At 69.0% G+C, this 14264-nt stretch carries 9 protein-coding genes; 3 read left to right on the top strand and 6 right to left on the bottom strand.

Going from position 1 to position 14264, the window contains the following annotated elements; translation table 11 throughout:
• Nucleotides 1-123: 123 nt before the first annotated feature.
• On the bottom strand, nucleotides 124-4008 hold the full coding sequence (gene purL, locus C1930_RS03075) for a phosphoribosylformylglycinamidine synthase (RefSeq protein WP_108772528.1): 3885 nt from the start codon (nucleotides 4006-4008) through the stop codon (nucleotides 124-126).
• Between the two features lie 844 nt (nucleotides 4009-4852).
• Here purL and C1930_RS03070 point away from each other — a divergent pair.
• Nucleotides 4853-6967: a glycosyl hydrolase family 18 protein gene (locus C1930_RS03070; protein WP_108771062.1), complete on the top strand. Its 2115-nt coding sequence runs from the start codon at nucleotides 4853-4855 to the stop codon at nucleotides 6965-6967.
• 86 nt (nucleotides 6968-7053) lie between these two features.
• Here the strand turns inward: C1930_RS03070 and C1930_RS03065 are convergent, their stop codons facing one another.
• Together C1930_RS03065 and xerD are read right to left on the bottom strand one after the other, a co-directional pair.
• The gene (locus tag C1930_RS03065; protein ID WP_108771061.1) at nucleotides 7054-7836 is read right to left on the bottom strand and encodes a DsbC family protein; all 783 of its coding nucleotides are present in this window, start codon (nucleotides 7834-7836) and stop codon (nucleotides 7054-7056) included.
• A gap of 99 nt (nucleotides 7837-7935) precedes the next feature.
• Nucleotides 7936-8913, bottom strand: a complete 978-nt coding sequence (gene xerD, locus C1930_RS03060; RefSeq protein WP_108771060.1) for a site-specific tyrosine recombinase XerD — start codon at nucleotides 8911-8913, stop codon at nucleotides 7936-7938.
• A gap of 56 nt (nucleotides 8914-8969) precedes the next feature.
• Between xerD and C1930_RS03055 the strand changes: the two genes are divergently transcribed.
• The gene (locus C1930_RS03055) at nucleotides 8970-9461 is read left to right on the top strand and encodes an RDD family protein (protein WP_108755368.1); all 492 of its coding nucleotides are present in this window, start codon (nucleotides 8970-8972) and stop codon (nucleotides 9459-9461) included.
• Nucleotides 9462-9504: 43 nt separating this feature from the next.
• On the opposite strand, the gene C1930_RS03050 is transcribed toward C1930_RS03055, so the two are convergent.
• From C1930_RS03050 to lptF, 3 genes are all read right to left on the bottom strand, one after another.
• Complete coding sequence (locus C1930_RS03050; RefSeq protein ID WP_108771059.1) at nucleotides 9505-10362, bottom strand: hypothetical protein; 858 nt, start codon at nucleotides 10360-10362, stop codon at nucleotides 9505-9507.
• A 128-nt stretch (nucleotides 10363-10490) separates the two neighbouring features.
• On the bottom strand, nucleotides 10491-11591 hold the full coding sequence (lptG, locus tag C1930_RS03045) for an LPS export ABC transporter permease LptG (protein WP_108771058.1): 1101 nt from the start codon (nucleotides 11589-11591) through the stop codon (nucleotides 10491-10493).
• Nucleotides 11588-12670, bottom strand: a complete 1083-nt coding sequence (lptF, locus tag C1930_RS03040) for an LPS export ABC transporter permease LptF (protein ID WP_108755366.1) — start codon at nucleotides 12668-12670, stop codon at nucleotides 11588-11590. The genes lptG and lptF overlap by 4 nt, the downstream gene beginning before the upstream one ends.
• A 104-nt stretch (nucleotides 12671-12774) precedes the next feature.
• On the opposite strand from lptF, the gene C1930_RS03035 reads away from it, so the two are divergent.
• A complete protein-coding gene (locus C1930_RS03035) occupies nucleotides 12775-14253 on the top strand; it encodes a leucyl aminopeptidase (protein WP_108755365.1) in 1479 nt (492 codons plus the stop codon).
• The last annotated feature ends 11 nt before the right edge of the window (nucleotides 14254-14264 follow it).

Here is a 14264-nt window from a genome sequence, read left to right as displayed (position 1 = left end):
AGCGTGTAACGCGCTGTAACTCGTGGACAGCACACGATATTCACGCAATACAAACAAAAACCCGCCGGGGTTGCCGGCGGGTTTCCATACGTCATCGAATTGGCGCGTGCGCGGGGTGGACGATCAACCGCACCAGACGCGGGCGTTGCGGAACATCCGCATCCACGGCGAATCACCCTGCCATTCAGCCGGTGCCCAGCTCAGGTTGAGCGCGCGCGGGGTGCGCTCGGGGTGCGGCATCATGATGGTCACCCGGCCGTCGCTGCTGGTCAGGCCGGTGATGCCGTCCGGCGAACCGTTCGGGTTCAGCGGGTACTGGCTGGCCACGTTGCCGTTGCCATCGATGTAGCGCAGCGACACGCGCGCGGCCGCCTGGTCCACCGCATTGGCGAACACCGCACGGCCTTCGCCGTGGGCCACGGCCACCGGCAGGCGCGAGCCGGCCATGCCACGCAGCAGGATCGACGGCGATTCCACCACCTCCAGCAGCGCGGTGCGGGCTTCGAACTGCTCGCTGGCGTTGCGGCGGAACTGCGGCCAGTGCTCGGCACCGGGAATGATGTCCTTCAGCTGGCTCATCATCTGGCAGCCGTTGCACACGCCCAGCGCGAAGCTGTCTTCGCGGGCGAAGAACGCGGCGAAGGCATCGCGCAGCGCGCTGCGTTCCAGCACCGAGGTGGCCCAGCCGCGGCCCGCACCCAGCACGTCGCCGTAGCTGAAGCCGCCGCAGGCGACCAGGCCGGTGAAGTCCTGCAGGGCCACGCGACCTTCGATCAGATCGCTCATGTGCACGTCGAACGCGCTGAAGCCGGCACGTTCGAAGGCGTTGGCCATTTCAATCTGGCCGTTCACGCCCTGCTCGCGCAGCACCGCCACGCGCGGGCGCGCACCGGTGTTGATGAACGGCGCTGCCACGTCCTCGGCCAGGTCGAAGCTGAGCTTCGGCTTCAGGCCCGGGGCGTTGAAGGCACGGGCGACCTCGCGCTCGGCGTCGGCGTTTTCCGGGTTGTCGCGGCGCTTCTGCATGGCGTGGGTGACCGACCACCAGGCGTCGAACAGCGCTTCCCAGCGCCACTCGGCCAGGTTTTCGCCGCCCAGCGACACGCGCACCACCGGTGCGGTGGTCGGCTTGGCGATGCGCTGCGCGCACTCGATCAACGCGTGGCGCTCGACCAGATCGGCGAACGCGGCGCGGTCTTCGCGGGCAATCTGCACCACCGCACCCAGTTCTTCATTGAACAGGCTGCGGAACGGATCATCGCCCCAGGCATCGAGGGTGATGTCCAGGCCCAGGCGCGAGGTGAAGGCCATTTCGCACAGTGCGGCGAAGGCACCGCCATCGCTGCGGTCATGGTACGCACGCAGCAGGCCAGCCTGACGCGCATCGCGGATCAGTTCGAAGAAGCCACGCAGGCGCTGCGGGTCATCCAGGTCCGGGGCGGCACCGGCGAAGGCCGGCAGATCGCCGTGGTCGGCATGCACCTGGGCCAGGATCGAACCGCCCAGGCGCTGCTTGCCGGCACCGAGGCCGATCAGCCACAGTTCGCTGTCCACCTCGCGGTCGAGCAGCGGGGTCAGCTGCTGGCGCACATCGGCCACCGGCGCGAATGCGGAGATGACCAGCGACACCGGCGACACGCTCTTGTGCGCCTCGCCCTGGTCGTGCCACTGCGCCTGCATCGACAGCGAGTCCTTGCCCACCGGAATGCTGATGTCCAGCTGCGGGCACAGTTCCATGCCCACCGCCTTCACCGCGTCATACAGCAGCGCGTCTTCGCCCGGGTGGCCGGCGGCGGCCATCCAGTTCGCCGACAGCTTGATCTCATCCAGCGCGTCGACCGGGGCCGCGCACAGGTTGGTCAGCGCTTCGCCCACGGCCATGCGCGCCGAAGCGGCGGCATCGAGCAGGGCCAGCGGCGTGCGCTCGCCCAGCGACATGGCTTCGCCGGCCACGCCGTCGAAGTCGGCCAGGGTGATGGCCACGTCGGCCACCGGCAGCTGCCACGGGCCGACCATCTGTTCGCGCGCGGTCAGGCCACCCACGCTGCGGTCACCGATGGTGACCAGGAAGTTCTTCGACGCCACGGTGGGGTGCGCCAGCACGCGCAGACCGGCTTCCTGCAGATCCAGCCCGCCGGTCTTCAGCGCCGGCCAGCGCGGGGCCGGCGGGTGCGCGGTGTCGCGGTGCATCTTCGGCGGCTTGCCGAACAGTACGTCCATCGGCAGGTCGATCGGCGCATCGGCCGGGGTGTGGCCCGGCACGGCGCCATAGGCCACCACCAGGTGCTCCTCGGCGGTGGCCACGCCCACGGCAGCGAACGGGCAGCGCTCGCGCGCGCACAACGCGGCGAACTCGGCCAGGCGTTCCTGGGCCACGCCCAGCACGTAGCGTTCCTGCGATTCGTTGCACCACAGCTGCATCGGCGACAGCGACGGGTCATCGGTGGGCACCTTGCCCAGGTCGATCACGCCGCCCACGTTCGAATCGTGCAGCAGTTCGGGGATGGCGTTGGACAGGCCACCGGCGCCGACGTCGTGGAAGAACTTGATCGGGTTGTTGGCGCCCATCGCCACGCAGCGGTCGATGACCTCCTGGCAGCGACGTTCCATTTCCGGGTTGTCGCGCTGCACGCTGGCGAAGTCCAGATCTTCGGCGCTTTCGCCGGAAGCCACCGAACTGGCGGCACCGCCGCCCAGGCCGATCAGCATGGCCGGGCCACCCAGCACGATGACCGCATCACCGGCCTGCAGCTTGATCTTGTCGACCTGGATGCGATCGATCGCGCCCAGGCCACCGGCCAGCATGATCGGCTTGTCGTAGGCGCGGACCAGATCGGCGCCTTCGGGCAGCTCGAAGCTGCGGAAGTAACCGAGCAGGTTCGGACGACCGAATTCGTTGTTGAACGCGGCGCCGCCGAGCGGGCCATCGGTCATGATTTCTAGTGCCGGCGCCATGCGCGGGTTCAGCGCGCGCGGCGCTTCCCACGGCTGCGGCAGCTCGGGAATGCGCAGGTGCGAGACCGAGAAACCGGACAGACCGGCCTTCGGCTTGCCGCCACGGCCGGTAGCGCCTTCGTCGCGGATCTCGCCGCCGTTGCCGGTCGAGGCGCCGGGGAACGGCGCGATCGCGGTCGGGTGGTTATGCGTTTCCACCTTGATCTGGAACGCGCTGGGCACCTGCGGCTCGCGGCGGTATTCGCCCGTGGCCGGGTCCGGGCGGTAGCGCGAGGCCGGATGGCCTTCGATCACCGCGGCATTGTCGCTGTACGCGCTGAGCGTGTGCTGCGGGGTCTGCTGGTGGGTGTTCTTGATCATGCGGAACAGCGAACGGTCCTGTTCCTGGCCGTCGATGGTCCAGCTGGCGTTGAAGATCTTGTGCCGGCAGTGCTCGGAATTGGCCTGCGCGAACATCATCAGTTCCACGTCCGAGGGCGAGCGGCCCAGCGCAGTGAAGCGTTCGCGCAGGTAGTCGATCTCGTCCTGGGCCATGGCCAGGCCGAGGCGCTGGTTGGCGGCCTCCAGCTGGTCCACCGGCACGCGTTCCAGTTCGCCGCGCGCCGGGCTGCTGAACAGCGCCTGGCCCTGCTCGGCCGATTCCAGCACCGACTGGGTCATCGGGTCATGCAGGGCCTTCACCAGGGCCTGCTGGGCGGCGGCATCGGCCGGCCAGCCCAGCACGTCGATGCGCAGGCCGCGTTCCACCCGGCTGACCGGCTGGCCGGCACCGCGCACCAGTTCGGTGGCCTTGCTGGACCACGGCGACAGCGTGCCCAGGCGGGGCACCACGACGCGGCTTACCGCACCGTCGGCCACGGCCTGCGCCTGCGGCTGGGCTTCCAGGATACGGCACAGGGTGGCCACGTCGGGCGCGGCCGTACCTTCGGGCTGCACGAAGTAGACGTGCCAGGCGCCGCTGATGCGCAGGGAGGGAGCGATGGACTGCAGGCGGGATTCAAGACGTTCGCGGCGGAACGGCGACAGGGCGGGCGCGCCCTCGAGGACCATCATGTCCGGGGAACCGTAGTTGGGAAACGGGCCCGACATTGTACCGGAACCAGGGGGTGGGCTTCGGCCGGGCGGCGCCCGGCACCCGCCGAACCCAGGGCGACAGCCAGAGCCGAAGCAAGAGCCAGAGCAACAGCCGGTTATCCGAGGGTTGGGTGGGGCGGTGTGGGCTTGCAGGACACGCCGTAAATCCATCCATGGAGGCTCGTAGGCGCCATCCATGGCGCCTGCGGTCCTGCAAGCCCACACCGCCCCACCCCTGACAGGTTCCTGCGATCTGCCGGAACTGCACGGGGTCGGATCCCGTTGCTTCGCAACGGGCTCTGACCCCGGATGTGTTGCGATATCTGATCGATCCATCCACGCATGGCGTGGATCTACTGGTCCCGAGAACTTGTCTTTCGTGGCTGGCACACGCAGGAACCTGTCCAGGGCCAGGCGGGTGGGGTCAGGCGGGGTATCCGCGGCATGGATGCCGCGGCTAAGCCCCCATGGACGGGTTTACGGCGTCCCCGCCTGACCCCACCCGCCCGGCCCTCCCCCGGAAATCCGCTGTTCGCGGCAATCCCCAGCCACGAGGGGGCCCCGCCGATGGCAGCCAACCGCGCGCCAGCGCCGCTCTTCGCGGGAATCCCGGAACCCCGGAATCGCGGAACCATGCGCTGGCTCACGGATTGCCCGGGCAATTGATGACAACGTTGTCCCTACCCGGCCAGCCGGACTCTCTCCCCGGCCCGGCCAGGTACCCCGTCCGCTCCCACCGTCGCCTTCCCCGGCGACGCCCGGACCTGCGTTACGCGCGGTGCCATCGGGGCCCGCGCGCCTCTTGGTCGATCGGAGAAACACCATGTACGACACGTTTGTGCAGAGTGCCGATGTACGCAGTGCCGAACATTCCCGCCGCCGCTGTCGCCCGCGCCGCCTGGCCTGGCTTTTGGCCCTGGCCGCCGGGGCCGCCGCCCTGCCCGGCCTGGCCCAGGCCGCCAGCTGTGCCGGCGTGGCCGAATGGGACCAGGCCAAGATCTACCGGGCCGGCGATACCCTGCAGAAGGCCGGCGTGCTCTACCGGGCCAACCAGGACATCTGGAACGCCCCGCCGGACCACCCGGCCGGGGCGCCCTACTACACCAACCTGGGCGCCTGCGATGGCAGCGGCGCCAACCAGCCGCCGGTCGTCAGCCTGACCTCCCCGGCCAATGGCGCCAGCTTCAGCGCCGGCAGCACGATCACGGTCAGCGCCACCGCCAGCGACGCCGACGGCAGTGTCAGCAAGGTCGAGTTCTTCCGCGATGGCAGCTCGATCGGGGTGGATACCAGCGCGCCGTACAGCGCCAGCTGGGCCAACGCCAGCGCCGGCAGCCACACCCTGCGCGCGGTCGCCACCGACAACAACAACGCCACCACCAGCACGCCCACCATCACCATCACGGTGAACGCGGCCAGCGGCGATACCACCGCGCCCAGCGTGCCCGGCGGCCTGGCGGTGGGAACGCGCACCGCCAGCAGCATCGCGCTCAGCTGGAGCCCGTCCACCGACAACACCGGCGGCAGCGGTGTGGCCGGCTACGACGTGTACCGCAACGGCAGCCTGGTCGGCTCGCCGTCCAGCGCCAGCTATGTCGACGGCGGCCTGACGGCCTCCACCACCTACAGCTACCGCGTGCGCGCCCGCGACAACGCCGGCAATGCCTCGGCGCAGGGCACCGCGACCAGCGCCACCACCCTGGCCGACAGCGGTGGCGGCACCGGCAAGCGGGTCATCGGCTACTTCACCCAGTGGGGCATCTATGGCCGCAACTACCGGGTGAAGAACATCGACAGCAGCGGCTCGGCCGCCCGTCTCACCCACATCAACTACGCCTTCGGCAACGTGCGCAACAACCGCTGCGAAGTGGGCGTCACCCAGGCCTCCGATCCGAACACCGGCGTGGGCGGCGATGCCTTCGCCGACTACACCAAGGCCTTCGGTGCCGGCGAAAGCGTGAGCGGCAGCGCCGATACATGGGACCAGCCGCTGCGCGGCAACTGGAACCAGTTGAAGCAGCTGAAGGCGAAGTACCCCAACGTGAAGGTGCTGATCTCGCTGGGCGGCTGGACCTGGTCGCGTGGGTTCTCCAGCGCCGCACAGCCGGCCAACCGGCAGGCGTTCGTGGCCTCGTGCATCGATGCCTACATCAAGGGCAACCTGCCGGTGACCGACGGCGCCGGCGGCACCGGTGCGGCGCTGGGCGTGTTCGACGGCATCGACATCGACTGGGAATACCCGGTGGCCTGTGGCCTGGCCTGCGGCACGCCGGAGGACAACGCCAACTTCACCGCGCTGCTGGCCGAGTTCCGCCGCCAGCTGGATGCGGTGCGCCCCGGGCTGCTGCTGACCGTAGCGGTGGGTGCCGGCATCGACAAGGTGCGGGTGACCGACCCGGCTGCGTACCACCCGTACCTGGACTACATCAACGTGATGACCTACGACTTCCACGGCGCGTGGGATGCGAAGACCAATCACCACTCGGCGCTGTTCGATTCGCCCAATGATCCGTCCACCGGTGATACCGCGCTGTACAACAGCAACGATGCGATCGAGGCGTTCATCAGCCGCGGCGTACCAGCGGCCAAGTTGAACCTGGGCATCGGCTACTACGGGCGTGGCTGGACGGGGGTGGCCAACGCCAACAACGGCCTGTACCAGACCGCCAGCGGTGCGGCGCCGGGTACCTACGAAGCGGGCATCGAAGACTGGAAGGTGCTGAAGAACCTGGCCTGGTCCAGCTACACCGACAACACCGCCGGTGCCACCTGGATCTACAACGGCAGCACGCTGTGGAGCTTCGACACCCCGGCCAACATCACCCGCAAGATGGGGTACGTGAAGACCCAGGGCCTGGGCGGCGCGTTCGTCTGGGAATTCAGCGGCGACGATGCGCAGGGCACGCTGACCAAGGCGGTCAGTGATGGCTTGAAGTAAGGAAAACGTGCGACATCCGCCGGGCATGGCCCGGCGCTACCAACGCGATCCACGGTAGCGCCGGGTCACGCCCGGCGGCATTGCAATCAACGCTTGGCCGACAGCTTTTCCAGCGCCGCGCGCAGCTGTGCCGGCGGCAGGTAGCCGCCCAGCTGGGTGCCGTCGGGCGCGAAGATGGCCGGCGTGCCATTCACGCCCAGCTGCTGGCCCAGTGCGTACTGCATGGCCACCGGGTTGGTGCAGTTCTTGGCCGGCACACTGCCGCCGCGCTTGGCATTGGTCAGCGCCTGGCGGCGATCAGCCGCGCACCAGACCGAGATCATGTCGGTGTAGTCCTTGCTGCCCAGCCCCATGCGCGGGAACGCCAGGTATTCGACGGTGATGCCGTTGCGGTTGAGCTCGGCGATGTCCTGGTGCAGCTTGCGGCAGTACCCGCACTCAATGTCGGTGAACACGCTGATGGTGTACTTGGCATTCGGCGCGGCGAACACGATGCGGTCGCCATGGTTGGCCTTGGCCAGCAGGCCACGCCGGTAATCCAGCAGCCCCGCGCTGTTGGCCGGCCCGCGCGCCTGGGTGTCATACGGCTGCGACTGGAACAGATAGCGGCCATCGTCGGAGACGTACAGCAGCTGGCCCGACACCAGCACTTCGCGGAAGCCGGGGAACGGCGCGGCGCCGATATAGTCGATGGTGAAACCCGGGTTCAGCGCCGACAGCGCGGCACGCACCGCCTGTTCGGCGGCAGGGTTGGCCGCCGCAGGCCGGGGGGCCGCGGCAGCAGGTGCCTTGGCGGCAGGCGGCGCCGGCTGTGCACAGGCGGTCAGGCTGAGCGCGCCGAACACAGCGGCAATGGCGAATCGGAGCATGGAGCAACCTGCTGGGAAGATGACTTGCGATTCTGACACAGGCCCGGCAGCGGCACCGCGAACGCGAGCACACACCCGCGCGCGGGTTCAGCCGCCCGCTCAGCCGCGTGGGTGGTGGCGGGCGTGCAGCTGCTGCAGGTGCTCGCGCGCCACCAGCGTGTAGATCTGGGTGGTGGACAGCGAGCTGTGGCCCAGCAGCATCTGCAGCGCGCGCAGGTCTGCACCGCGGTTCAGCAGGTGGGTGGCGAAGCTGTGGCGCAGGCCATGCGGGCTGATCCGCGCCGGATCGATGCCGGCCACCTGCGCGTGCCGCTTGACCAGGTGCCAGAACGCCTGCCGGGTGAGTGCGTGCAGGCTGGGTTCGATGAACAACGGCGTCTGCCCATCGGCAAGCGCCTGCACTCTGCCCTTGCCCACCATCAGCGGGCGCGCGTCGTGCAGGTAACGTTCCAGCCAGTGCTGCGACTCTTCGCCCAGCGGCACCAAGCGTTCCTTGCTGCCCTTGCCGGTCACCCGCAGCACGCCCTGGCGCAGGTTCACGGCCGTGGCCGGCAGCAGCACCAGTTCGCTCACGCGCAGGCCCGCGGCGTACATCAGTTCCAGCATGGCGCGGTCGCGCAGGCCCAGTGGGCTGTCGATATCCGGTGCCGCCAGCAGCGCATCGATCTGGCTCTCGGCCAGGGCCTTGGGCAGCAGGCGCGGCAGCTTCGGCGGATCCAGCAGCGCACTGGGGTCCTCGCTGCGCTCGCCGCGGCGCACCGCATCGGCGAAGAAGGCGCGCAGCGCCGACAGCAGACGGGCGTTGCTGCGCGGCGACCAGCCATGACGCGTGCGCCAGGCCAGGTAATCGAACAGGCCCGGGCGCTCTACCCCGGCCAGGCCGCCATCGCGACCGTCCAGCCAGCGCGCCAGGCCTTCCAGATCGCGCCGGTAGCTGTCCAGGGTGGCGCGGGCCAGGCCGTTCTCGGACCAGGCCGCGTCCAGGAAACGCTGGATGCGCGCACTGTCTTCGCCGCGCGGCTCGGGCAGTTGCTGGACCAGTTGGCGACGCTCGGCGGGGGTGGAAACAACGGCCATGCACGCAGGATACGTGGGCCGCTGCGGGCAGGGCCAGCTTTGCGTATGCTCGGCGCATGTCCAGCCCCGCCAGTGAAACGGCCCCCGTGGCCGCGCCCGGTTCCGATCGCCCACGCACATTGCTGCTGTGGCGCCTGCTGGCCCTGTTCTACGACCTGTGGCCGGTGCTGGCGCTGTGGATGCTGGCCGGCACGGTGTTCACCGTGGCCTATACGGTCAGCGGCCACGCGCAGCGCGACAACATCGCACCGTTCAGCGCCTGGCAGTGGCTGCTGTGGGCGGTGTGCTGGGTCATCACCGGTGCCTATGCCACGGCCAGCTGGCGGCGCGGCGGGCAGACGCTGGGCATGCGCCCGTGGCGGCTGAAGCTGGAAACGCGCGATGGCACGGCGCTGCGGCGCGGCCAGTTGTGGCGGCGTTTCGCCATGGGCACGCTGTCGCTGCTGCTGGGCGGGCTGGGGTTCTGGTGGGCGTGGCTGGATCGCGAACGCCTGACCTGGCACGACCGCGCCAGTGGCACCCGCATGGTGCGGGTGCCCAAGCGCTGAAGGAATCCGCCGGGCATGGCCCGGCGCTACCACCGCACGCGGGTCAGGCGTCGGGCAGGATCACCGCCGGCTGTGCCCACAGCTCGAAGAACTGCGATGAGAACGCGGTGGCCTTGACGTCATCGGGCACCGGAATCTTGCCGTTGAGCTTGCCCTGGGCCTTGGCGAATTCCTGCCACAGCTTCAGGCTGGCCTTCTTCAGGCGCTTCTGCTCACCGGCATCGCTGGCGGCCAGGTACTGCGCGTACAGATCGCGCATCGGCTTGCCCTGTTCCTCGAACGCGGCCGGCAGCTCGGGCAGGCTGGTTTCGGTGAACTCAACGGTTGCCTGCGGCGGCTGGTAGCCCGCGGGCCCGAAGGCGGCCCGCAGATCGTCCTCGGCGTCCAGGTATTCGAAGAAACCGGGCACGTTGAAGAGCTTGGTGCGGTAGTCCGACGACGTGTCCGGGCTGTTGGAGACCACCGTGGTCGGCAGTTCACCCAACAGGCCCACATCCCAGCTGCGCGGAATGAACAGGCCGGTCGCCTTCACGTACGGGCCGTCGATCACCACGTCATTGAGCTCGACCTTCGACGCCAGCCCGCCGGAATTGGTCTTGCGGGTGACGTACTGCTCGGTGACGATCACGTACTCGCCCAGCGTCGGGTTGATCAGGCCACCGATGCCATCGGCATAGACCACCATGCGCACCGTGCCGATCTTCTCGCTCTGCAGCCGGTGCTGGCCGGGCTCCAGGCTGACCGGTACCGTGGTGTGCGCCGGAATGACGTGCGGCTGCGCGTCGATGGTCAGGGTGACCGGCGTGTCGGTGGGGTTGTCGATCTCGAAATCGACCGGACCAGAACAGCCCACCAGCAACAGCAGGGCGGCAAGCGAGGGAAACAGACGTGCGCGGATCATGTTCATCCTTGAAGTGAAGCGAGATGCGCAACGCGCGCGCTCGCGGTGAAGGCAGGGCCCGCGCGGAAAGGCGCGGACCTGCCGGGTCCATTGAAACGGGGTGAGGGCGGCCTGCGGCCGCGCCGACGCTACCGACGCCTGAACAGCCAGCCGGACACCGCCAGCATGACGATGGGCGGCAACGCGTAGGCAATGCGGTAATCGAACTTCAACGCACCGGCCATGCGGCCGAAGAACAACTGCAGCAGCCAGAAGCCCAGCGCGAACAGGATGCCCAGGAACAGGCGCTTGCCCATGCCGCCGCTGCGCAGCGAACCGAAGGCGAACGGCACCGCGGCCAGGCACAGCGCCAGCACGTTCACCGGGTAGAACCAGCGGCTCCAGTACACATCCTCGAAATCACGCGCATCCAGGCCGTTGCGCTCGCGGTAGGCAATGCTGGTGCTCAGCTCGGACACGCTCAGGTTGCGCGGCTTGGCGATGCCGGTGGCCAGCGCGCCGGCATCCAGCTTCGAATTCCAGGGTTCGCGGGCCACTTCCTGGCGGGTGGCCGAGCGTTCGCCGAAGGTATCGCGGCGCACGCCGGTCAGCACCCAGCCGTCCTTGTCGTGCTCGGCAGTGGCGGCATGGGTGAGCGTGGCGATGCGGCCGTCGTCGGCAATCTGGTACAGGCGTACATCGCGCAGGATCAGCCGCGAGCCCTTCTCGCCCACCAGCTGCTCTTCGCCGCTGGCCGCGTTCAGGAAGGTATCGCCCTCGCGCGCCCACATGCCCGAATAGCGGGCCACGGCGATGTCGGTGCCCCACTTGGCGCTCATCTTCAGCGCATCGGCGCGGTTCTGGCCCCACGGGCCCAGGGTCTCGGCGCTGATCACCATCAGCCCGGTCAGCAGCGACAGGGCGATGGCCACCGACACGCTCAGGCGCTTGCGCGACAGGCCCAGGGCGCGCAGCGCGGTCAGCTCGGAGGTGGCTGCCAGCTGGCCCAGCCCCATCAGGGCGCCGATTACCGCAGCGGTGGGGAAGAAGGTGTAGGCGCGGCGGGGCACGGTATACAGCACCCATGCCGCGGCGTGGCCCAGCGAATAGCCGTTCTTGCCGATGTCCTTGAACTCACCGGAGAAGGCCATCACCACGTCCAGGCCGGTCAGCACCGCCCAGGTGAGCAGCACGGTGGTGAACACCGCACGGCCCAGGTAGAAATCGAAACGCATCGGGCGCAGCTTCATGCGCGGCCTCCCTTCGGGCGGGCCAGGCGGCCATCGCGCGCGTACATCCAGATGGCGAACGCCAGCAGCGGCAGGGTCAGCCACCACAGGCCCAGCGCGCCGGGAATCCTGCCGTCGGCGATCCAGCCGGCGCCGATGAAGGTCAGGTTGGTGCCCACCATGTAGGCCAGCAGGGCCAGCATCATGCGCCCGTAGCGCTGCTGGCGCGGCGAGCTGCGCCCCAGCGGCACGGTCAGCAGGGCGAAGGCCAGCGCGATCAGCGGCGGTGCCAGGCGGCGGTGCAGCTGGGCCTGGGCCTCGGGGCGGTCATCGCCAATCAACTTCGTGGTCGCCATCAGCTCCGGATCATCGTCCTTGCGCGCCTCGGTACCGTCGGGCAGGGCCACGTCATTGCGGGCGAAGGTGGCCAGCCGGTAATCCAGCGCGCCGGCCAGCGGGCCCTCCAGCTGGTGGCCGTCGTCCAGTTCCAGGAAGCGCTGGCGCGCCCCTTCGAAGTACATGCGGCCGCTGGCGGCGGACACCACTTCCAGGCGGTCGTCCTTCTGCCGCTGCAGGAACACCTTGCCCAGCTGGGTGCCATCGGGCGAGATCGAGGACAGGTAGACCACCCCGCCATTGGGCAGCGGGGTGAACCGCCCGGGCTCCAGGCCGGCCATCAGCACGCTGCGGTTGGCGTCCTGGATCATCTGTTCGGCGGTGCGCCCGGCCCAGGGGCCCAGCCACAGCGAACAGGCGCCCACCACCAGCACCACCGGCACCACCAGCATCAGCAGGGGGCGCAGCAGGCGCTTGGGGCCAACGCCAATGGCGGTGATCACCGCCATTTCCGAATCGCGGTAGAGCCGGGCGATGGCCAGCAGCAGGCCCAGCATCAGCGCCAGCGGCAGGATCAGCGGCATGTAAGCGATGAACTGCAGGCCCAGCTGTGAGAACAGCAGCTTGGCCGGCAGGCGTCCGTCGGCGATGTTGCCGAGGATGTCCACCAGCACGCCGCCCACGCTGACCACCAGCAGGACGATCAGGGTAGCCAGGAAACTCTGGACGAAATCGCCCAGCAGGTATCGGTCGAGCTTCAGCATGGGGCGGTGGTTTAAACTCTGGGGTTCGTTCGCGGTGCCGCCCAGTCTACTGTCTGGGCGTAAACGGCCTGCGATTGTACGGACTCGCCAATGGAATCTGCTCAATGGCCCTCGAATTCACCCTGAACCACCTCGCTCCGGCTGCCGCCACCGTTGACTGCCTGGTGGTCGGCGCCTATGCCGACCACAGCCTGACCCCGGCCGCGCAGGCGCTGGACGCCGCCAGTGGCGGCCGCCTGGCCGCCCTGGCCCAGCGCGGCGACCTGTCCGGCAAGACCGGCGCCACCACCCTGCTGCACGACCTGCCGGGCGTGACCGCCCCCCGCGTACTGGTGGTCGGCCTGGGCGATGCCGCCCGTTTCGGCGTGCCGCAGTACCTGAAGGCCATTGGCGACGCCGTGCGCGCGCTGAAGGCCGGCGCCGCCCGCAGCGCGCTGTTCACCCTGTCCGAAGTGGCCATCAAGGACCGCGACGCGGCCTGGGCGATCCGCCAGGCGGTCATTGCTGCCGATCACGCCGCCTACCGCTACACCGCCACCCTGGGCAAGAAGAAGGCCGATGACGCCGGTCTGGCCCAGCTGGCCATCGCCGGTGATGACGCCCAGGCCCTGGCCCAGGGCCAGGCCATCGCCGCCGGCGTGGAGTTCGCCCGCGAGCTGGGCAACCTGCCGCCGAACTACTGCACTCCGGCCTACCTGGCTGAAGTGGGCGTGAAGTTCGCCGGTGAGCACGAGGGTGCCGAAGCCGACATCCTCGACGAGACCCAGATGGAAGCGCTGGGCATGGGCTCGCTGCTGGCCGTGGCCCGTGGCTCGGCCAACCGCCCGCGCCTGGTCGTGCTCAAGTGGTCCGGCGGCGGTGACGCCAAGCCGTACGTGCTGGTCGGCAAGGGCATCACCTTCGATACCGGTGGCGTGAACCTGAAGACCCAGGGCGGCATCGAGGAAATGAAGTACGACATGTGCGGTGGCGCCAACGTCATCGGCACCTTCGTCGCGGCCGTGAAGGCCAAGCTGCCGCTGAACCTGGTGGTGGTGGTGCCGGCCGTGGAAAACGCCATTGACGGCAATGCCTACCGCCCGTCCGACGTGATCACCTCGATGTCGGGCAAGACCATCGAAGTCGGTAACACCGACGCCGAAGGCCGCCTGATCCTGTGCGATGCGCTGACCTACGCACAGCGCTTCGAACCGCAGGCCCTGGTGGACGTGGCCACCCTGACCGGCGCCTGCATGGTCGCCCTGGGCCACCAGACCGCCGGCCTGATGAGCAAGCACGACGACCTGGCCAACGAACTGCTGGCCGCTGGCGAGCATGTGTTCGACCGCGCCTGGCGCCTGCCGCTGTGGGACGAGTACCAGCCGATGCTGGATTCGACCTTCGCCGACGTCTACAACATCGGCGGCCGCTGGGCCGGCGCCATCACCGCCGGCTGCTTCCTGTCGCGCTTTGCCGAAGGGCAGCGCTGGGCGCACCTGGACATCGCCGGCGTGGCCAGCGATGAAGGCAAGCGTGGCATGGCCACCGGCCGCCCGGTGGGCCTGCTCAGCCAGTGGCTGCTGGACCAGGTCGCCCGCGCCTGATGCCGTACCTG

Origin of the sequence: Stenotrophomonas sp. SAU14A_NAIMI4_8 (assembly GCF_003086695.1) — a bacterium.
Lineage (GTDB): Bacteria > Pseudomonadota > Gammaproteobacteria > Xanthomonadales > Xanthomonadaceae > Stenotrophomonas.
This window is presented reverse-complemented; position numbering and strand designations above follow the sequence as displayed.

Excerpts from the sequence above, each read along its gene's own strand:
- lptF (WP_108755366.1), bottom strand. The coding sequence starts at position 12,670 with ATGCTGAAGCTCGACCGATACCTGCTGGGCGATTTCGTCCAGAGTTTC.
- purL (WP_108772528.1), bottom strand. The coding sequence starts at position 4,008 with ATGATGGTCCTCGAGGGCGCGCCCGCCCTGTCGCCGTTCCGCCGCGAA.
- C1930_RS03050 (WP_108771059.1), bottom strand. The coding sequence starts at position 10,362 with ATGATCCGCGCACGTCTGTTTCCCTCGCTTGCCGCCCTGCTGTTGCTG.
- C1930_RS03070 (WP_108771062.1), top strand. The coding sequence starts at position 4,853 with ATGTACGACACGTTTGTGCAGAGTGCCGATGTACGCAGTGCCGAACAT.
- C1930_RS03065 (WP_108771061.1), bottom strand. The coding sequence starts at position 7,836 with ATGCTCCGATTCGCCATTGCCGCTGTGTTCGGCGCGCTCAGCCTGACC.
- lptG (WP_108771058.1), bottom strand. The coding sequence starts at position 11,591 with ATGAAGCTGCGCCCGATGCGTTTCGATTTCTACCTGGGCCGTGCGGTG.
- xerD (WP_108771060.1), bottom strand. The coding sequence starts at position 8,913 with ATGGCCGTTGTTTCCACCCCCGCCGAGCGTCGCCAACTGGTCCAGCAA.
- C1930_RS03035 (WP_108755365.1), top strand. The coding sequence starts at position 12,775 with ATGGCCCTCGAATTCACCCTGAACCACCTCGCTCCGGCTGCCGCCACC.
- C1930_RS03055 (WP_108755368.1), top strand. The coding sequence starts at position 8,970 with ATGTCCAGCCCCGCCAGTGAAACGGCCCCCGTGGCCGCGCCCGGTTCC.